This is a genomic window from Streptomyces sp. NPDC052107 (genome assembly GCF_040680215.1).
Classification (GTDB): domain Bacteria; phylum Actinomycetota; class Actinomycetes; order Streptomycetales; family Streptomycetaceae; genus Streptomyces.
The window spans coordinates 1-17,853 of record NZ_JBFAWG010000032.1; the positions used below are offsets into that span (position 1 = coordinate 1).

The following is a 17,853-nucleotide window of genomic DNA, read 5'->3' on the forward strand; positions in this document are numbered from 1 at the left end:
TGGGCCGCCCGTTCGCCGACGGATACATGTCCGCGAACATCTGAGCCGGAAACAGCGCACCGCGATGCTCGGCCAGGAACGCGAACACACTCCCCGCCGGAATCAACTCCTGGCAGGTCTCCCACACATCCACGGTCCGGACGGGGTGTTGACCAGCGAGAACCGCACGGATAACTTCGTTCTACGGATTGTTGATTCCGTACAGCGGAAAATTGGAGGGTGTGGGATGGGTCAGCAGGAGAAGGTGGCGACAAGCCTCGCGGGCGCCGTCAGCGAGGAGATCAGTGCCTCCCTCGCGCCGGTCGACGCGGAGCTGGAGCGCCGCTACCCCGGGGACCCCGGCACCCGGCAGCCCGTCCACACCGTCTACGTCCCCGGTGACGTCTTCGCCGCCGACACCATCCGCTCCTGGGGCGACCAGGCCCTCGCCGCGCTCGACGAACACGCCCCCGACGCCGCCTCCTTCGCCGCCGTCCTGGGCCTCGCGGACGAACTGGCCGAGCCGGTCCACTCCCGCGTCCGCGCCAAGCTGGAACGCGAGCCGATCGAAGACCTGCGCGTCGACTTCGAGGACGGCTACGGCCCCCGCCCCGACGCCGAGGAGGACCAGGCGGCGGCCCGCGCGGCCCGGCTGATCGCGGAGGCGTACCGGAACGGCACGGCGGCGCCGTACATGGGCATCCGCATGAAGTGCATGGAGGCCGCGGTACGCGACCGGGGCATCCGTACCCTCGACGTCTTCCTCACCGGCCTCGTCGAGTCGGGCGGGCTGCCCGAGGGCCTGGTCCTCACCCTGCCCAAGGTGACGTACCCCGAGCAGGTCACCGCGTTCGTGCGGCTGCTGGAGGCCTTCGAGAAGGCGCACGGCCTGGACGCCGGGCGGCTCGGCTTCGAGATCCAGATCGAGACCAGCCAGTCCATCCTCGCCACCGACGGCACCGCCACCGTCGCCCGGATGATCCAGGCCGCAGAGGGCCGCGCCACCGGGCTGCACTACGGCACCTTCGACTACAGCGCCTGCCTCGGCGTCTCCGCCGCCTACCAGGCCAGCGACCACCCGGCCGCCGACCACGCCAAGGCGATCATGCAGGTCGCGGCGGCGGGCACCGGTGTGCGCGTCTCCGACGGCTCGACCAACGTCCTGCCCGTCGGCCCGACCGCGAAGGTCCACGACGCCTGGCGCCTGCACTACGGCCTCACCCGCCGCGCCCTGGCCCGCGCCTACTACCAGGGCTGGGACATGCACCCCGGCCACATCCCGACCCGCTACGCCGCCGTCTTCGCCTTCTACCGCGAGGGCTTCGAGCAGGCCGCGGCCCGCCTCGCCCGCTACGCCAACCGCGCGGGCGGTGATGTCATGGACGAGCCCGCCACCGCCAAGGCCCTCAGCGGCTATCTGCTGCGCGGCCTCGACTGCGGCGCCCTCGACATCGCCGAGGTCGCCCGCCTCACCGGCCTCACCCGCGCCGACCTGGAGGGCTTCGCCGCTCCCCGGCGCGGTGACCTCACGGCCTCCGCGAAGTAGAGATCGCGGACCGGTCACAGACCCCGGCCGGGGGAGAGGCCCGGCACCGCCGCCCCGTACGCTGGTCGCCACGCGTCGACCACGCGGACGCGACCAAGGACGACAGAGGAACGGGGCGGCGGTGTCCTCGGGGGAGCAGGGACCGGAGTCGTACGGGCGCACGGACGACGGAGCCGGCCGGGCGCTACCGCCTCACCGCGCGGCTCGGCCGCGGCGGCATGGGCGTGGTCTGGCGGGCGGTGGACGAGCGGCGCGGGTGACGGCAAGCCGTCCTCACGTGCCTTCGCCTCGGCGCCGGACAAACCCACCAACGACCCTGCCCCGCCCGGCAGTTCGGGACACACCTCCAGCCCGGCGGCCGCCTGCCGGCCCATCGGTGGCGGGAGGTACGACTGCCAGGTCTGGCACACCGCCAAGTCCTACACGGTTCTCCGGCACCGAGGCCGGGACCCTGAACGCGGCCACCGACTACTTCTCCTGCCAGGCCAAATCCGGGCCGCCGGGAGACCTATGGCCGGTGGCCGAACGTGTGGTGGGCGAAGACCGACGACAGCGGCAACACCGGCGTCCACGTCAGCGACGTCTACCCCAGGCGCGGGAACAATGACGAACCGGTGCCCGGGCTCCCGGCCTGCTGACCCTCTGCGTACGGCTCGAAACCCGACTCCGTCACCCACTTCTGCTCGGTGAACAGCCGGGTTCCCCGCGCGCACAGCCCGGGGTCACGGCGGGCCCGCGCGCAGAACTCCTCCGGCGTGGCCCCGAACAGCTCGCGTAACGCAGCCGATCCCATGAGGAGTTCGGTGAGCAGGGTGCGCTGGTCGCCGGGATGGCGGCGGGGCGCACCGGCACCGTCGTGCAGCACGCCGTGCCGGTTGACGTAGGCGTACGCCCCGGTGAGCGCGGAACCGTCCGGCAACTCGATCCGCACCCCAGGCGCGGGCAGCCAGGCCCGCCGGAAGTGGGGCTCGCCGGCGTCGATCACCTCCAGCTGGCGCCGGTCCAGCCAGATGACGAACAACTCCCGTAACGCCTGGGGTGACCTGACGGGTGACGCGGAGACGTAGCCCAGTCGGCTGACGTGCGCCGAGATGCCCACGTCGAGCCCGGACACTCGCGACCGCACCATCGGCACGGGGGAGTCGATCCCGAACTCGGCCACCTTGTGGCGCAGTTGGCCGGGGCAGGCGTTGGAGCCGACGGCGAGCAGCGGCACCCGGTCGTCGTACACCAGGCGCTCCAGCGGGAACATCCGGTCGCCGTGCAGCAGCCCGGAGTCGGCGGGCCAGGCGCCGGGATAGGCGAGCGGATGGTCGCGGGGAGCGTCGGCGAGGCCGAGTTCCTCCAGGGTGCGGCCGGTCACGGGCGGCTCAGTCGGCCGGCGGCAGCTCGCCCGAGCCGCGCGTGATCAGCCGGGTGGGCAGCTCGATGCGCTCCGGTGCGACGAGGTTGCCGTCCAGCTGACGGAACAGGCGCTCGGCGGCGGTACGGCCCAGGGCGGCCGCGTCCTGGGCGACGACCGTGACGCCCGGCTGGAGCAGATCGGCCAGCTCGATGTCGTCGAAGCCGACCAGGGCGACCCGGCGGGACTGCTCGGCCAGCACCCGGATCACGGTGACCGTCACCCGGTTGTTGCCCGTGAAGATCGCGGTGACGGGGTCGGGCCCGGAGAGCATCTCCTCCGCCGCCCGGCGCACCCGCTCCGGGTTCGTCTGCCCGAGGGACATCCAGGCGTCCTCTACCGGTATCCCCGCGTCCTCCATGGCCGCCCGGTAGCCGCGCAGTCGCTCGGCGGCGGTGTGGATGCGCGGCATGTCGCCGATGAAGCCGATCCGGCGGTGGCCATGGGCGATGAGATGGGCGACGCCGTCCCGGGCACCGCCGTAGTTGTCGGAGAGGACCACGTCGGCGTCGATGCGCCCGGCCGGACGGTCCACGAACACGGTCGCCACGCCCGCCCTGATCTCCGGTTCGAGATAGCGGTGGTCGTCCCCGGCCGGGATCACCACCAGTCCGTCCACCCGCCGTGCGCACAGCGCCAGCGCCAGTTCCTGCTCGCGCTCCGGGTCCTCGGCGCTGGATCCGTTGATCAGCAGGGCGCCGTGGGCCCGGGCCACCTCCTCGACGGCGCGGCTGAGCGGGCCGTAGAAGGGGTCGGCGAGGTCCTCCAGGACCAGGCCGATGCTCGCCGTACGGCCCTTGCGCAGCACCCGGGCGCTGTCGTTGCGGCGGAAGCCCAGCGCGTCGATCGCCTCCTGCACCCGGCGCTCGGTGTCCGGGGTGACACCGGGCTCGCCGTTGACCACCCGGGAGACCGTCTTCAGGCCGACCCCGGCCCGCGCCGCCACGTCCTTCATGGTCGGGCGGTTGCCGTAACGGGTGCCGGAAAGGCTGTCTGTGCGGCGGGTGGTCTCGGGCACGATGCGGCGTCCTGTCCTGTCGTCCGTCTCGGCCACGGAGCCGGCGCGTGCGAGGTGGTGCACCGGTGCGCACGGGTGGGCACCCCGGGTGATGCGCCGATCCGTGGTTTGTATGAGGATGTGGCGTCGAGCATAGAGCCTGGACAACGTTGTCAGATGCGCGAGAGACTGTCCACCGCTGTCTGTCGGCCTGCGCCCCACCGTGTGACCGGCCTGCGTGTCTTTGGTTCTCAAGCTTCAACGGGGAGATCTGACTCTGATGCACACCGACCTCGTGGCGGCCCTGGACATCGGCGGCACCAAGATCGCCGGCGCCCTGGTGGACGGCGACGGACGGATCCTGGCCCGGGCCCAGCGCGGCACGCCCGCCCAGCAGGACGGCGAAGCGGTCATGCGGGCCGTCGAGGAGGTCCTCGGCGATCTCGCCGGGTCGCCGCTGTGGGAACGCGCCGGCGCCGTCGGCATCGGCAGCGCCGGACCGGTGGACGCCTCGGCGGGCACGGTCAGTCCGGTGAACGTGCCGGGCTGGCGGGACTTCCCGCTGGTCGAGCGGGTGCGCACGGCCACCGGCGGCCTCCCGGTCGAGCTCATCGGCGACGGCGTCGCGATCACGGCGGCCGAGCACTGGCAGGGCGCCGCCCGCGGGCACGACAACGCGCTGTGCATGGTCGTGTCCACCGGAGTCGGAGGCGGCCTGGTCCTGAACGGGCGGCTGCACCCTGGCCCGACCGGCAACGCCGGGCACATCGGACACATCAGCGTCGACCTCGACGGCGACCCGTGCCCGTGCGGCTCGCGCGGCTGTGTGGAGCGGATCGCGAGCGGCCCGAACATCGCCCGCCGCGCCCTGGAACAGGGCTGGCGTCCCGGCCCCGGCGGCGACACCTCGGCCGCCGCCGTGGCCGCCGCCGCCCGCGAGGGCGACCCGGTCGCGGTGGCCTCCTTCGAGCGTGCGGCACAGGCGCTGGCCGCCGGCATCGCGGCCACCGCGACCCTGGTCGAGATCGACATCGCCGTGATCGGCGGCGGTGTCGGCAAGGCGGGCGACATCCTCTTCACCCCCCTGCGCAAGGCGCTCGGCGACTACGCCACGCTGTCCTTCGTCCAGCGCCTGCGGGTCGTGCCCGCGCAGATGGGTACCGACGCGGGGCTGGTCGGCGCGGCGGCCGCCGCGCTGGCGCGGAGGCCGGACGCGACGGCGGGGGTCTGAACCGAGGCTCGGATACGGCGGCGGGGGCTGGACAGGGCGCTGCTCGCTGGAAGGTGCCACCCCCAGAGGGCGTACCCCCAGCGCCCACCCGTGCCGCCTGTGGGTCCCCCCAGGCCCTTGAGGCACTGGGGAGGCACGACGGCCCGCAGCGGCGGCGGCGCCACGAATCCGACGGCACTGCAGTTCCCTGAGGGGCGCGGGGAACTACGGCGACCAGCCCAAACGCACCCGCAGCGGCGTACGGTCCCAACCTCCCCCTGCGGGTGGGCGCCGTCAGCAACTCACTCGCGCGTCCGCCCAGTCCGCATGGTCGGAGTCGATGCCGTCTCCGGCGTCGGTGACGACCAGGCGGACCACCTGGGCGCCCGCCACGTCGGCGGTGAGGGGCTGGGCGGGCATCGCGTTGGTCAGGACGCCGGTCGAGGCGACCTTCGTGCCGTCGGCCCAGATCTCGAAGGTGACGGTGCCCTTCGTGCCCTTCTCGTCGTCGACGCCGACCTCCGCGGTGACCTTGCCGCAGGTCTGGCCGGTGTAGAAGGAGACGTCGCTCGGGGCGTGGACGCCGAGGCCCTTGGGGTACACGGTGCCGCCGATGGTGATCGGGTGGCCGTCGCCCGCTGCGCTCTCCCCGTTGCTGGTGTCGCGCTCCACCGGGCCCCAACCGCTGGTCGCCGACAGCCGGTTCAGGTCGCTCAGGTACGACGTCCCGGCGGGCGGCCGGACCACGACGGACGCGGTCAGCGGAACGGTGGTGGTGACCTGTTGCCCGGCCGGTGAGAGATAACGCGCCTGGAGGGTGAGGCCGTAGGAGCCGGTCGGTGTTCCGGCCGGCGCGGTGACGGTCCAGCCGGAGCGCAGGGTCTCGCCGGTGGCGAGGGCGTCGGCCGTGGTCGGTGATGCGGGCCGTACGGTCCATCCGTCGGGGCCGGTCAGGGTCACGGCCACCCGGCGTGCGGGGGTGCGGCCGAGGTCGGTGACGGTGCTGGTCAGGGTGGCCGGCGTACCCGCCTCCAGCAACGGGCTGCCGTCCAGGCCCAGTTCGGCGGCGGGCGGGTGCGCGGCCCAGCGGGGGTCGGCCGAGAGGCGCAGCAGGACCGTGCCGTGGGCGGGGACGGTGGCCGCGACGGTGCCGGCGGTGTTGTAGCTCGTGTGCTGCCACAGATCCCGCAGGGTGTACGCGGAGGCGTCGGGCAGGCCGACGGCGGACGCGGTGGTGGCGATCCGCTGGGCGGTGCCCGACTCGTTGAACAGGGCCACCGCGCGGCTGCCGTCCTTCATCTCCTTGGCGATCACCCAGCGTCCGCCGGCCGAGGAGACGACCGTGCCCTGCTTGCCCAGCGGGTCCTGGTCGACTGCGGTGACCTCCTTGTTGTCCAGGATGTCGAACGTCGCCTGGGAGGCCTTGCGCAGGTCGGTGCCGATGAGGAGCGGTGCGGCCATGACCGACCAGAGGGAGAAGTGCGAGCGATACTCGGTGTCCGTCATGCCGCCGTTGCCGACCTCCAGCATGTCCGGGTCGTTCCAGTGTCCGGGTCCGGCGTACGGCGCGAGCGGCAGGTTCTGCTTCAGGATCGACAGCATCGAGGACCAGCTGTCACTGATGTCACCGGTGGTCCGCCACAGGTGACCCACGTCCGACGCCCACTCCCAGGGCTTGTTCTGGCCCCATTCGCAGATGCTGTAGACGATGGGCCGACCGGTCGCCTTGAGGGCGTCCCGCATGGTGGTGTAGCGCTTTTTGGCGTCGACGCCCTGGTTGTTGCAGTTGTCGTACTTCAGATAGTCCACGCCCCAGTCGGCGAACTGCTGCGCGTCGCTGTACTCGTGGCCGAGCGCGCCCGGGAAGCCCGCGCTGTTGCAGGTCTTGGTGCCGGCGCTGGTGTAGATGCCGAGTTTGAGCCCCTTGGAGTGGACGTAGCCGGCGACGGCCTTGATGCCGTTCGGGAAGCGGGCCGGGTCGGGTACCAGCTTGCCCTCGGCGTCGCGCTGCGGAAGCGCCCAGCAGTCGTCCAGGTTGACGTACGTGTAGCCGGCGTCCTTCAGGCCCTTCGCCACGAAGAGGTCGGCGATGCCCTTGACCATGCTCTCGTTGAAGTCCGCACGGCAGTGCGTGGAGTTCCAGTTGTTGAAGCCCATGGGCGGGGTGAGGGCGAGATCGTCGGCCAGGGCGGGGGCGGCCGGGTCCTCGGCGGGGGCCGCCGGAGCGGGGGCGGCGAGGCCCGCCGCGCACAGCAGGCCTGCGGTGAGTGCTCCGAGCACTCTTCGGCGGGTGGTGCGGGTGTGAGGGTGACGCATCGTTGACGTTCCTCCGACTCGCGAAAGGTGGCTGACGACTGGGGGTTGCCTGGGTGACATGTATGTGTCAGCTGTGCGCGTTTACGGTAGGACGTGTCGGACTGTGTTGGAAGAGGTGCGGCCCCAACCGATCGATATCCCGCCAGAAGGCTTGACGCCAGGCCTGTTTGGGGAAATGACTGTTGTCAGGCGTTCGGATGTGTTCGCTTCCGGGGCTCACGTCTCGTCGTCGACGCGGCCCCAGCCGGGCAGCGGAGGCTGGGGCCAGGCGGGCGGGGCAGGAAGGAGCCGGGCCGGGCTGTCGGTCGTCAGTACGCCGGCCGGAGTCCGTCCGCTGAGCCAGCCGAGCACCTGGTGCCCGGCCCCGGCGACCGAAGGTCCCGCCGACGCCACGGACCAGCGCCGGCCGAGATCCACGGCCTCCACCGAGGCGAGTGGAAAGCCCTGGGCGCGCAGCGTGGTGAGGGTGTCGTCCAGCGCCCAGGAGACATAGCCGTCGGGCCACTGCCCGGTACCGTGGCCGACACCCAGGTCGAGGTGATGCGTCTCCAGCTCCCGAAGGCAGCGCGGCAGGAGGTACCAGGCCGGATGCCGCCAGCCGGCCAGCGCGGGGACCAGGCGGTCCCAGGCGGGGGCGGGCAGTGTGCGCGCCCGCGCCGCGAACCGGTCCAGGCTCTCGCGCAGTCGGGCCGCGAGCCGCTCGGCGGAGAGCGCCGCGTCGCGCTCGACCGCCGCGGCCAGGGTCACCGCGTCCGTGCGGGGGGCCGGTGCGCGGCCCGTGTGCGCGAGCCGCAGCAGCCAGACATACGCTTCTACGCCGTGGGCGACGTGGGCGAGCACATGACCCCGCGTCCACCCCGGGAGCCCCGATCGGTCACGCAGTTCCGTGCCGGACAGGCCGGCCGCGGCCCGCACGAGCCGGTCGCCCGAGCGTACGACGTCCTCGATGCGGCCGGTGCCGAAGACCGGGAGCCCGGGCCCGTTCACCGGAACTCCCGTACGACCTCGATCCGTCCGACGATATGGGCGTTGAACTCGTCCAACTCCTCGGCCGGGACCCACAGTTCGAGGATCGTCTCGCCGCCGGCCTGCCGGACCGGATACCGGGCGAGGAAATCCGTGTCGACCTCGAACCGGGTCACGAAACCGGCGCCGTCGTGCTTGACGTTCCAGTCCCGGGCGATACGGATCGCGTAGTCCTCGTTCAGGACCGGGTAGAAGATCGGCTGCTCCGGGAGCCGGGGCGGCCAGGCCCGCCAGTCGAGCGCGCGGACCAGCTCCAGCTCCTTGGGGCCCGTCGGGCGCCAGAGGGTCGTCGTCAGGGGTGGGCTGGTCATGGTGGCGTGTCTCCGGTAGGGGCCTGCCCTGTCGCCGGGCGGGTCGGGACGTCGGACGATACCGGCCCCGCGCGACAGCGGACCAGCGGATTTCGGCGGAGCCGGCAGCCTCACGGCGCGGCGAACCGCCGTGCTAGGTCGCGGTGATGGGCGGCTGCCCGCTCCACCTGCGTTCGATCCGCGGTCGGCCCGGCGAGCCCCTCGAGCCGGTCGGCGAGTTGCTGGTGCCGGTCCCGGGCGTGCTCGCGGCACGGCAGGCACGTGACGCGCTCGGGGTGCCGTGAGACGCGGGCGCGGGGCACCCGCAGCCCGCACCCCGTGGTGGTCTCGGCGGACAGCGTGCCGACCAGACCGAACGTGGCGGCGATGACGTTGCGCACCGCCGCCGCGTCGCCCTGCGCCTCGACGTGGATGTGACCGTAGGACTCCTCCATGCGCCCTCCCACCGGGACGGTAACCCGGCCCTCCCACCGGGACGGTAACCCCGGTCGTCCGCTCGCGGGTATCCGCGTGACTCCTGGCCGGATCCGCAGTTGATCAGCACATGAAGAAGCGCAGCATGCTCGCCATCGCCACCCTGGCCACCGGATTCGTCGTGGCCGCCGTCACCCCCTCCCACGCGGCGGACGCGGGACCCCTGAAGGACCTCAACGTCTCGGACACCCTCGACGGGGCGGGTCACCTGGTCAGCCAGGACAGCTTCGCCATCGACGACAACGGCCTCGGCGTCGAGGAGTAGGCCCCACGGCCCACGGCGCGTGTGCCGGTGTTCCCGCCGCAGGGGGCACCGGCACTCCCGTTCCGGCGCCCTCACCGGGGCGGGGTTTCCGTGGCAGGGTGGAGCGGGCAAGCCTCAGGGGGCCAACACAAGAGGGGGAGTCCGTGACCGTCGTCTGGATCAACGGCGCGTTCGGTGCGGGGAAGACGACCACCGCACGGGAGCTGATCGAGCTGATCCCGAACAGCACGCTCTTCGACCCCGAGGTCATCGGCGCGGGGCTCACGCACCTTCTGCCGGCCAAGCGCCTCGCCGAGGTCGGTGACTTCCAGGACCTGCCGATCTGGCGCCGGCTCGTGGTCGACACGGCTGCCGCGATGCTCGCCGAGCTCGGTGGGATCCTCGTGGTGCCGATGACGCTGCTCCGCCAGGAGTACCGCGACGAGATCTTCGGAGGGCTCGCCGCCCGCAGGATTTTGGTGCACCATCTGCTGCTCGCCCCGGCGGAAACGATCCTGCGCGAGCGGATAGCCGGCCGGGAGGTCCCGCCCGAGCTTCCCGACGGCGAGATGCGGATACGGCAGTGGTCGTACGACCACATCGAGCCCTACCGCGCCGCCCTCGCCTCCTGGCTCACCGCCGACGCCCACCTCGTGGACACCAGTGCCCTCACCCCGTACGCCACCGCCGTGCGCATCGCCGACGCGATCGGCAGCGGTGCCGTACCGCCCTGCGACATCGTGCAGACCCCCGAGCCGACCGCCGAGACCCTCGCCGCCGGGGTGCTGCTCTTCGACGAGCACGACCGGGTGCTGCTCGTCGACCCCACCTACAAGCCGGGCTGGGAGTTCCCCGGGGGCGTGGTCGAGCGAGGCGAGGCACCGGCCCGCGCCGGGATGCGCGAGGTCGCCGAGGAGACCGGGATACGGCTGCGGGAGGTGCCCCGGCTGCTCGTCGTGGACTGGGAACGGCCGGTGCCGCCCGGGTTCGGCGGGCTGCGGCTGCTGTTCGACGGTGGCCGGCTGGAGTCCGGCGAGGCGTCCCGGGTGCTGCTGCCGGGCCCGGAGCTGCGCGGCTGGCGCTTCGCCGGCGAGCAGGAGGCCGCCGAGATGCTGCCACCGGTCCGCTACGAGCGGCTGCGCTGGGCACTGCGGGCCCGCGAGCGGGGGACCGCGCTGTATCTGGAGGCGGGGGTACCCGTCGGCTGACCGCCACCACGGCACGAGCCGGCGGCGGTTCAGCCACCCGTCCGGGTCTGGCCATGAGCCGGCTGTTCCGCTCCAGGGCTGCAAGAGGTTACCGAGGAGGACGACGACCTGCGCGGGCGCCGGTCAGGCCACGCCCGCCGCCTTGCGCAGAGCCGCGGCGGCGTCGCCCACGACCGCGTCCCCGTGTCCGAAGCACGCCACCTCCGCGTCCAGGGCCGCCAACCGGGCAACAGACGCGAGGAGTTGGGGTCGGCTGAGGTTGAAGACGCCCGGGATCACCGTGCCGTCGACCGGAGAGGCCGCCACCGTGTCCCCGGTGAACAGCACTGCCTCGTCCGGCAGGAACAGGGCGATGCTGCCGTCCGTGTGCCCCGGTACATGGATCACCCGGGCGCCGCCGCCGAAGCCGAGCACATCGCCGTCGGCCACATCGGTGACCGCGGCCGGGGGCACCGGTGTGCCCTCGGGCAGATGCGGGGCGACCTCCGCGTGGATCGGCAGCTCCCACTCCTCGAAACGCGGTGGCGGGCCCTGGAGTTCACCTCGTACGAACGGCGCGTCGAGAGGGTGGGCCAGTACCTCCGCGCCGCTCAGCGCGGCGAACTCGCCCGCTCCGCCGACGTGGTCCTCGTGGAAGTGGGTCAGTACGATCCGCCGTACGTCCCCGGGTGCGTGCCCCAGCGCCGTCACCGCGTCGGCGATCGCACGGCCGGCACCGATCGGGCCCGCGTCGATCAGCGTCGACGCGTCGTCGTCGCGCCAGAGATAGGCCTGGCCGACGGGGAAGCGCAGGAGGTGGAGCCGGGGGAGCAGTCCGATGACGTCCATGCGCCGACGGTAGGCGGCGCCCCCGCCCGTGGGCGAGGGCGCTCTGCCGAGGGCAGAAGGGCTCAGCCCGCCGCGTAGTTCCGCAGGAACAGCGCCTCGGCGACCGACAGGCGCTCCAACTCCTCAGGGGACACGCTCTCGTTGACCGCGTGGATCTGTGCCTCCGGCTCGCTCAGGCCGATGAGCAGGATCTCCGCCTGCGGGTACAGGCCCGCGAGGGTGTTGCACAGCGGGATGGAGCCGCCCTCACCGGCGTACTGCATGGTCTCACCGGGGTAGGCGACCGCCATCGCGTCGGCCATCGCCTGGTAGGCCGGGCTGGTGGCGTCGGCGCGGAAGGCCTGGCCCTGGCCGATCTGCTCGGTGGTGACCCGGGCGTCCCAGGGTGTGCGGGCCTGGAGGTGCGCCTGGAGCAGCTTGGTCGCCTCCGCCGCGTCCACGCCCGGCGGCACCCGCAGGCTGATCAGGGCACGGGCGCTGGAGTGCACCGACGGGGTGGCGCCGACGACCGGCGGGCAGTCGATGCCGAGGACGGTCACGGCCGGGCGGGCCCAGAGGCGGTCGGCGACCGTGCCGTCGCCGATCAGCCCGACCCCGTCGAGTACCTTGGCATCCGCGCGGAACTGCTCCTCGGTGTACTCCAGGCCGTCCCACGTCCCCGAGGCGTCCAGCCCGTCGACCGTCGTCGAGCCGTCCTCGGCGCGCAGCGAGTCCAGCACGCGGATCAGCGCGGCGAGCGCGTCCGGGGCGGCACCGCCGAACTGGCCGGAGTGCAGGTTGCCCGCGAGGGTGTCGATCCGCACGCGGACCAGGGTCATGCCGCGCAGCGTGGTGGTCACCGTCGGCAGGCCGACGCGGAAGTTGCCCGCGTCGCCGATCACGATGGTGTCGGCCTCCAGCAGCTCCGGGTGCTCCTCGGCGTACCGCTCCAGGCCGCCCGTGCCCTGCTCCTCCGAGCCCTCGGCGATCACCTTGACGTTCACCGGGACGCCGCCGTTCGCCTTCAGGGCGCGCAGCGCGAGCAGGTGCATGATCACGCCGCCCTTGCAGTCGGCGGCCCCGCGGCCGTACCAGCGGCCGTCGCGCTCGGTCAGCTCGAACGGCGGGGTGGTCCAGCCGGTCTCGTCCAGCGGCGGCTGCACGTCGTAGTGCGCGTAGAGGAGAACCGTTTTGGCGCCCTCCGGACCCGGCAGGTAGCCGTAGACGGACTGCGTGCCGTCCGGGGTGTCGAGCAGGGCCACGTCGACGAAACCCTCGGCGCGCAGCGCGTCGGCGACCCAGTTCGCGGCGGCCTCGCTCTCGCTCTTCGGGAACTGCGTGAAGTCCGCCACCGACTTGAAGGCGACCAGCTCGGCCAGCTCCGCCTTGGCCCGGGGCATCAGCGAGGCGACGGTCTCGGCGACCGGATTCGACGACATGGGCACGCTCCTCGTGGGTGCGACGTTGTACAGCTTGAACAGGGTATGTGCCCCCGATACTCCCACAGCGGCCTGCGACGATGTCCGCCGTAGGATGCGAGGGACACTACGGCAGCGGCTTGATCGGAGCGGTAGACCATCGTGAGCGGCGAGAATTCTTCGGCGGACGACGTGCAGCGGGTGTGGGACGTCGTCGTGGTGGGCGCGGGACCCGCGGGGGCCTCGGCCGCCTACGCGGCGGCGGTCGCCGGACGGCGCGTGCTGTTGCTGGAGAAGGCCGAGTTGCCACGCTACAAGACCTGCGGCGGCGGCATCATCGGACCCTCGCGCGACGCGCTGCCGCCCGGCTTCGAGTTGCCCTTCCGCGACCGGGTGCACGCGGTCACCTTCTCGAACAACGGTCGCTTCACCCGCACCCGCCGTTCCAAGCAGATGCTGTTCGGTCTGATCAACCGGCCCGAGTTCGACCAGCAGCTGGTCGAGCACGCCCAGAAGGCGGGCGCAGAGCTGCGTACGGGCGTCACGGTGCAGCGGGTCGAGCAGCACGGCTCGGCGGTCCCCGACCGGCGCACGGTCGCCGTGGTCCTGCAGGGCGGCGAGACGGTGCTGGCCCGCGCGGTCGTCGGCGCCGACGGCAGCGCCAGCCGGATAGGGGCGCACGTCGGGGTGAAGCTGGACCAGGTGGACCTCGGCCTGGAGGCGGAGATCCCGGTTCCGGAGTCGGTGGCCGAGGACTGGAAGGGCCGGGTGCTCATCGACTGGGGCCCGCTGCCGGGCAGTTACGGCTGGGTGTTCCCCAAGGGCGACACCCTGACGGTCGGCGTGATCTCCGCGCGCGGTGAAGGCGCCGCCACCAAGCGGTACTTGGAGGATTTCACCGCCCGGCTGGGCCTGTCCGGCTTCGAGCCGGCCGTCTCCTCCGGGCATCTGACCCGCTGCCGCGCCGACGACTCGCCGCTGTCCCGGGGCCGGGTGCTGGTCTGCGGTGACGCGGCCGGGCTGCTGGAGCCGTGGACCCGCGAGGGCATCTCCTTCGCGCTGCGCTCGGGCCGGCTGGCGGGGGAGTGGGCGGTGCGCATCGCCGAGGCGCACGACGCGGTCGACACCCGCCGCCAGGCCCTGAACTACGCGTTCGCGATCAAGGCCGGGCTCGGCGTCGAGATGAGCGTCGGCAAGCGCCTGCTGACCGTGTTCGAGAGGCGTCCCGGCCTCTTCCACGCGGCCCTCACCGGCTTCCGCCCGGCGTGGAAGGCCTTCCGGGACATCACACAGGGCTCGACCTCCCTGGGCGACATCGTCCGCACCCACCCCATCGCCCAGCGCGCCCTGACCGCGCTGGACCGGGGGCAGGCGGCTCCGGTCGAGGACCCGGCGGCCTCCTGACCGCGCCGGGCGCGGCCTGCGACGGGGCCTGCGAGGGCCGGGCCGGTCGGGGGCGTGAGAGCCGTGTTGGTGAGAGCCGGGTCGGTGTGGGACGCACGAGAACCGGGCCGGTGGGGGCGGCCGGTCCGTGCCGAGCCGGAGCGGGTTCCGGTCAGTTCGTGACCGTGATGTGGAAGACCGGGTGGTCGGGGGCGATGCGCCGCAGATCTGCGTCCGGGGAGTCGGGGCCGACGCCGTTGAAGAAGACCCCGACCTCCGCCTTCCAGCGCTTGAGGTAGGCCCGCAGCAGCGGGACCTTGTCGTCGTCGGCGACCTCGGTGGCGGTGAAGACGTCCACGCTCTTGCCGAGCCGCAGCTCGCCGCCGCCGGCCGCCCGCATGTTGTGGGTCCACTGGACATGGCCGCGCGGGGCGAGCAGGTAGTGCTGCCCGTCCACCGTCAGCAGGTTCACCGGAGTGGTTCGCCACTCTCCGCTCTTGCGTCCGCGTACCGCCAGCACCCGGGAGCCCCAGATGCTGAGGCCGCGCCGGGTGAGCCAGGCCACCGCCCGGTTGAAGACGTTGACGGTGAACCAGCCCGGCTTCTTGACGTGTGTCGACATGGTGACCCCCACGATTTGGGAGAGCGGTGCTCTCGCTCGACTTGATTGTGGCGCAGACGGGTGCTCTGAAGCAAGAGCGGCGCTCTCTTTTTTGTTCGCCGCTCTCTTTTGTGTGCACTGCTCTCCTCCGTGGCACACTGCTGGTATGAGCACCGCACAGGGCGCCCGGGCACGGGCCAGGATCGAAGTCACCGCCGCCATCAAGGAAGCGGCCCGCAGACAGCTGGCGGAAGAAGGCGCGGCCAAGCTCTCGCTGCGGGCCGTCGCCCGAGAACTGGGCATGGTCTCCTCGGCGCTCTACCGCTACTTCCCCAGCCGTGACGAGCTGCTCACCGCGCTGATCATCGATGCCTACGACTCCCTCGGCGCCGCGGCCGAACAGGCGCGGGACGCCGCGGCCGGCGCCGCTGCGGTGGCCCGCTGGACGGCGGTGTGCGAGGCGGTGCGCGGTTGGGCGCTCGCCCACCCGCACGAGTACGCGCTGATCTACGGCTCGCCCGTGCCGGGTTATGCCGCCCCTCAGACGACCGTCCCGGCCGCGGCCCGGGTCGGCCTGGTCTTCATCGGCATCGTCCGGGACACCCACGAGGACTCCGGCCTCGCCGGCCTCGCCGTGCCCGACGGGCTGCGCCCCGAGGCCGAGCGCATGGCCGCCGACCTCGCTCCCGATCTGCCGCCCGAGGCGATCACGGCACTGGTGGCGGCCTGGGCCCAGCTGTTCGGGCTGGTCAGCTTCGAGCTGTTCGGCCAGTTCAACAAGGTGGTCGAGGACCGGGAGGCCTTCTTCCGGCACGCGGTCACGGGGCTGGCGCACGGAGTCGGGCTGCGGTAGGCGCAGGGCGGCGCCCGATGCCAAGCCCGCGGTGGGCGTCGTACTTCCCCGGGAGTACGCCTGATCACCTCGTCCGGCTGACGCCCGGGCCGCCCGGCGGCGTCTACCGTGGCCTGCATGGAAGACCAGCGCGCCCCAGGGCAGTGGTGGCGGCACGGGCCGGCGTGGCGGAGCGCCCCCGAAGAGACGGAGCCGAACCGGGCACACTGGCCCTGGCGCACCACCGCGCTGCTCACCGCGTTCGTCCTCATCGGCACCCACTTCGCGGCCCACAGCCAGCCCCATCGCGTGCCCCTGGACGCCTCCGCGCGCCTGCTGCTGCTCGTCGCCTCGGTCCTGCTCCTGTGGCGGCACCGGCACCCGGTGGCCGTGGCCTACGGCACCGCGGCGGCGACCCTCGTCTACCTGGCCGCGGGATACCCCTACGGACCGGTGTTCCTGATCGTCGCCATCGGCTGCTTCAGCGCGCTCGTCGCCGGGCACCGGCGGGCGGCCTGGGGCGCCGTAGGCCTGCTGTGGGCCGGGCACGCCCTGATCGCCCTGTGGCTCTACCGCTGGCTCCCACCCGCGGGCGACAATGCCGGGAGCGTCTATCAGGAGATCGGTATCGGCGCCTGGGTGCTGGCCGTCGTCGCCCTGGCCGAACTGGTCCGGGTGCGGCGCGAGCAGTGGGCGCGGGAGCGCGCCGACCGGGCGGCGGCCGCGCGGCGCCGCGCGGACGAGGAACGGCTCCGGATCGCCCGCGAGCTGCACGACGTCCTCGCGCACAGCATCTCCGTCATCAACGTCCAGGCCGGCATGGGGCTCGCGCTGCTCGACAGAGACCCCGAGCAGGCGCGCGCCGCGCTCACCACCATCAAGGCCGCCAGCAAGGAGGCCCTCGGCGAGGTGCGCCAGGTCCTCGACACCCTGCGCGCGCCCGGCGCCGCGCCGCGCGCCCCCGCCCCCGGCCTGGACCGGCTGCCGGAGCTGGTGGAACAGGCGGCCGCGGCCGGACTCACCGTGGAGATCGAGGGCGAGCCGCCGCAGCTGCCGCCCGGCGCCGACCTCGCCGTCTTCCGTATCGTGCAGGAGGCCCTGACCAACGTCGTACGGCACTCCGGATCGCGGCACGCGCGCGTGCGGTTCGCCCACGACGGCGAGGCGCTGCGGCTGCGCATCGACGACGACGGGCCGGCCACCGGCGCCGACGCCGGGGGCAGCGGCAACGGGCTCGCCGGTATGCGGGAACGGGCCGCCGCGCTCGGTGGCACCATCGAGGCGGGCCCGCGCCCCGACGGCGGCTTCCGGGTGCTCGCCAGACTGCCGTCGCACCCCAGGGAGGACCAGTGATCCGGGTACTGCTCGCCGACGACCAGTCGCTCGTGCGGGCCGGTTTCAGGGCGTTGCTCGACGCTCAGCCGGACATCGCGGTGGCCGGCGAGGCGGCCGACGGCGAGGCGGCGCTGCGGCTGGTGCGCGAACTGCGGCCGGACGTCGTCCTGATGGACATCCGCATGCCCCTGCTCGACGGCCTCGCCGCGACCCGGCGCATCACCGCCGACGCGGAGCTGAAGGACGTGAAGGTGGTCATGCTCACCACCTTCGAGCTGGACGAGTACGTCTTCGAGGCGATCCGCTCCGGCGCCTCCGGCTTCCTGGTGAAGGACACCGAACCGGAGGAACTCCTGCGCGCGGTACGGGCGGTGGTGCAGGGTGACGCGCTGCTGTCGCCGGGCGTCACCCGCCGGCTGATCGCGGAGTTCGCGGCCCGCTCCAAGGAACCCGCGGCGGCGGACGCCCTCGGCCGGCTCACCGAGCGGGAGCGGGAGGTGATGGCGCTGGTCGGCATCGGCCTGTCCAACGAGGAGATCGCCCGCCGGCTGGTGGTCAGCCCCCTGACCGCCAAGACCCATGTGAGCCGCACGATGGTGAAGTTGGGCGCGCGGGACCGCGCCCAACTCGTCGTGCTGGCCTACGAGTCGGGGTTGGTACGCCCGGGCTGGCTGGGCTGAACCGCCCGCCGGAAGCGCACCAGCGCGCTGAGGAGTGCACCAGCTTCACGGACGCGCGCCCGGCGGAGCAACAGCCCCGCCGGG

At 72.9% G+C, this 17,853-nt stretch carries 17 protein-coding genes and 1 pseudogene; 9 read left to right on the forward strand and 9 right to left on the reverse strand.

Features of this window, described 5'->3' with window-relative positions:
• Positions 1 to 226: 226 nt before the first annotated feature.
• Together AB0M27_RS28020 and AB0M27_RS28025 are read left to right on the forward strand one after the other, a co-directional pair.
• Positions 227 to 1,525 carry an aldolase gene (locus AB0M27_RS28020; RefSeq protein ID WP_365725315.1) on the forward strand — a complete coding sequence of 433 codons (1,299 nt, stop codon included), beginning with the start codon at positions 227 to 229 and terminating at the stop codon, positions 1,523 to 1,525.
• 342 nt (positions 1,526 to 1,867) lie between these two features.
• Positions 1,868 to 2,163, forward strand: a pseudogene (locus tag AB0M27_RS28025) (serine/threonine protein kinase); the annotation flags it as partial.
• Here the strand turns inward: AB0M27_RS28025 and AB0M27_RS28030 are convergent.
• A complete protein-coding gene (locus AB0M27_RS28030) occupies positions 2,109 to 2,888 on the reverse strand; it encodes a hypothetical protein (RefSeq protein ID WP_365725316.1) in 780 nt (259 codons plus the stop codon). The pseudogene AB0M27_RS28025 and the gene AB0M27_RS28030 overlap by 55 nt on opposite strands.
• A 7-nt stretch (positions 2,889 to 2,895) precedes the next feature.
• On the reverse strand, positions 2,896 to 3,945 hold the full coding sequence (locus AB0M27_RS28035; protein WP_365725319.1) for a LacI family DNA-binding transcriptional regulator: 1,050 nt from the start codon (positions 3,943 to 3,945) through the stop codon (positions 2,896 to 2,898).
• Positions 3,946 to 4,204: 259 nt separating this feature from the next.
• Between AB0M27_RS28035 and AB0M27_RS28040 the strand changes: the two genes are divergently transcribed.
• Positions 4,205 to 5,155: an ROK family protein gene (locus tag AB0M27_RS28040; protein WP_365725321.1), complete on the forward strand. Its 951-nt coding sequence runs from the start codon at positions 4,205 to 4,207 to the stop codon at positions 5,153 to 5,155.
• Positions 5,156 to 5,428: 273 nt separating this feature from the next.
• Here AB0M27_RS28040 and AB0M27_RS28045 read toward each other — a convergent pair whose 3' ends face one another.
• From AB0M27_RS28045 to AB0M27_RS28060, 4 genes are all read right to left on the reverse strand, one after another.
• Positions 5,429 to 7,450, reverse strand: a complete 2,022-nt coding sequence (locus tag AB0M27_RS28045; RefSeq protein WP_365725322.1) for an NPCBM/NEW2 domain-containing protein — start codon at positions 7,448 to 7,450, stop codon at positions 5,429 to 5,431.
• A gap of 216 nt (positions 7,451 to 7,666) precedes the next feature.
• Positions 7,667 to 8,437, reverse strand: a complete 771-nt coding sequence (locus AB0M27_RS28050) for a maleylpyruvate isomerase family mycothiol-dependent enzyme (protein ID WP_365725324.1) — start codon at positions 8,435 to 8,437, stop codon at positions 7,667 to 7,669.
• A complete protein-coding gene (locus tag AB0M27_RS28055; RefSeq protein WP_365725326.1) occupies positions 8,434 to 8,787 on the reverse strand; it encodes a hypothetical protein in 354 nt (117 codons plus the stop codon). The genes AB0M27_RS28050 and AB0M27_RS28055 overlap by 4 nt, the downstream gene beginning before the upstream one ends.
• Positions 8,788 to 8,897: 110 nt before the next feature.
• Complete coding sequence (locus AB0M27_RS28060; RefSeq protein ID WP_365725328.1) at positions 8,898 to 9,221, reverse strand: hypothetical protein; 324 nt, start codon at positions 9,219 to 9,221, stop codon at positions 8,898 to 8,900.
• A 110-nt stretch (positions 9,222 to 9,331) separates the two neighbouring features.
• Between AB0M27_RS28060 and AB0M27_RS28065 the strand changes: the two genes are divergently transcribed.
• The gene (locus tag AB0M27_RS28065; RefSeq protein ID WP_365725329.1) at positions 9,332 to 9,526 is read left to right on the forward strand and encodes a hypothetical protein; all 195 of its coding nucleotides are present in this window, start codon (positions 9,332 to 9,334) and stop codon (positions 9,524 to 9,526) included.
• 143 nt (positions 9,527 to 9,669) lie between these two features.
• Positions 9,670 to 10,713: an NUDIX domain-containing protein gene (locus tag AB0M27_RS28070; RefSeq protein WP_365725331.1), complete on the forward strand. Its 1,044-nt coding sequence runs from the start codon at positions 9,670 to 9,672 to the stop codon at positions 10,711 to 10,713.
• A gap of 123 nt (positions 10,714 to 10,836) precedes the next feature.
• On the opposite strand, the gene AB0M27_RS28075 is transcribed toward AB0M27_RS28070, so the two are convergent.
• Both AB0M27_RS28075 and AB0M27_RS28080 read right to left on the reverse strand, forming a co-directional pair.
• The gene (locus AB0M27_RS28075; RefSeq protein ID WP_365725333.1) at positions 10,837 to 11,541 is read right to left on the reverse strand and encodes an MBL fold metallo-hydrolase; all 705 of its coding nucleotides are present in this window, start codon (positions 11,539 to 11,541) and stop codon (positions 10,837 to 10,839) included.
• Between the two features lie 62 nt (positions 11,542 to 11,603).
• Complete coding sequence (locus tag AB0M27_RS28080; protein ID WP_365725334.1) at positions 11,604 to 12,959, reverse strand: dipeptidase; 1,356 nt, start codon at positions 12,957 to 12,959, stop codon at positions 11,604 to 11,606.
• A 141-nt stretch (positions 12,960 to 13,100) separates the two neighbouring features.
• On the opposite strand from AB0M27_RS28080, the gene AB0M27_RS28085 reads away from it, so the two are divergent.
• Positions 13,101 to 14,342 (forward strand): geranylgeranyl reductase family protein, encoded by a 1,242-nt coding sequence (locus AB0M27_RS28085; RefSeq protein ID WP_365725336.1) that lies wholly within the window; start codon positions 13,101 to 13,103, stop codon positions 14,340 to 14,342.
• A gap of 151 nt (positions 14,343 to 14,493) precedes the next feature.
• Here AB0M27_RS28085 and AB0M27_RS28090 read toward each other — a convergent pair whose 3' ends face one another.
• Positions 14,494 to 14,943: a nitroreductase family deazaflavin-dependent oxidoreductase gene (locus AB0M27_RS28090; protein ID WP_365725338.1), complete on the reverse strand. Its 450-nt coding sequence runs from the start codon at positions 14,941 to 14,943 to the stop codon at positions 14,494 to 14,496.
• 145 nt (positions 14,944 to 15,088) lie between these two features.
• Here AB0M27_RS28090 and AB0M27_RS28095 point away from each other — a divergent pair, with 145 nt between their 5' ends.
• From AB0M27_RS28095 to AB0M27_RS28105, 3 genes are all read left to right on the forward strand, one after another.
• Positions 15,089 to 15,775, forward strand: a complete 687-nt coding sequence (locus AB0M27_RS28095) for a TetR/AcrR family transcriptional regulator (RefSeq protein ID WP_365725341.1) — start codon at positions 15,089 to 15,091, stop codon at positions 15,773 to 15,775.
• Between the two features lie 117 nt (positions 15,776 to 15,892).
• Positions 15,893 to 17,107, forward strand: a complete 1,215-nt coding sequence (locus AB0M27_RS28100; RefSeq protein WP_365725343.1) for a sensor histidine kinase — start codon at positions 15,893 to 15,895, stop codon at positions 17,105 to 17,107.
• Positions 17,104 to 17,769 (forward strand): response regulator transcription factor, encoded by a 666-nt coding sequence (locus AB0M27_RS28105; protein ID WP_365725345.1) that lies wholly within the window; start codon positions 17,104 to 17,106, stop codon positions 17,767 to 17,769. The genes AB0M27_RS28100 and AB0M27_RS28105 overlap by 4 nt, the downstream gene beginning before the upstream one ends.
• Positions 17,770 to 17,853: the final 84 nt, after the last annotated feature.

Coding starts and splice junctions, on each gene's coding strand:
- AB0M27_RS28020 (WP_365725315.1), top strand. CDS start 227: ATGGGTCAGCAGGAGAAGGTGGCGACAAGCCTCGCGGGCGCCGTCAGC.
- AB0M27_RS28040 (WP_365725321.1), top strand. CDS start 4,205: ATGCACACCGACCTCGTGGCGGCCCTGGACATCGGCGGCACCAAGATC.
- AB0M27_RS28045 (WP_365725322.1), bottom strand. CDS start 7,450: ATGCGTCACCCTCACACCCGCACCACCCGCCGAAGAGTGCTCGGAGCA.
- AB0M27_RS28055 (WP_365725326.1), bottom strand. CDS start 8,787: ATGACCAGCCCACCCCTGACGACGACCCTCTGGCGCCCGACGGGCCCC.
- AB0M27_RS28060 (WP_365725328.1), bottom strand. CDS start 9,221: ATGGAGGAGTCCTACGGTCACATCCACGTCGAGGCGCAGGGCGACGCG.
- AB0M27_RS28065 (WP_365725329.1), top strand. CDS start 9,332: ATGAAGAAGCGCAGCATGCTCGCCATCGCCACCCTGGCCACCGGATTC.
- AB0M27_RS28075 (WP_365725333.1), bottom strand. CDS start 11,541: ATGGACGTCATCGGACTGCTCCCCCGGCTCCACCTCCTGCGCTTCCCC.
- AB0M27_RS28080 (WP_365725334.1), bottom strand. CDS start 12,959: ATGTCGTCGAATCCGGTCGCCGAGACCGTCGCCTCGCTGATGCCCCGG.
- AB0M27_RS28090 (WP_365725338.1), bottom strand. CDS start 14,943: ATGTCGACACACGTCAAGAAGCCGGGCTGGTTCACCGTCAACGTCTTC.
- AB0M27_RS28095 (WP_365725341.1), top strand. CDS start 15,089: ATGAGCACCGCACAGGGCGCCCGGGCACGGGCCAGGATCGAAGTCACC.
- AB0M27_RS28100 (WP_365725343.1), top strand. CDS start 15,893: ATGGAAGACCAGCGCGCCCCAGGGCAGTGGTGGCGGCACGGGCCGGCG.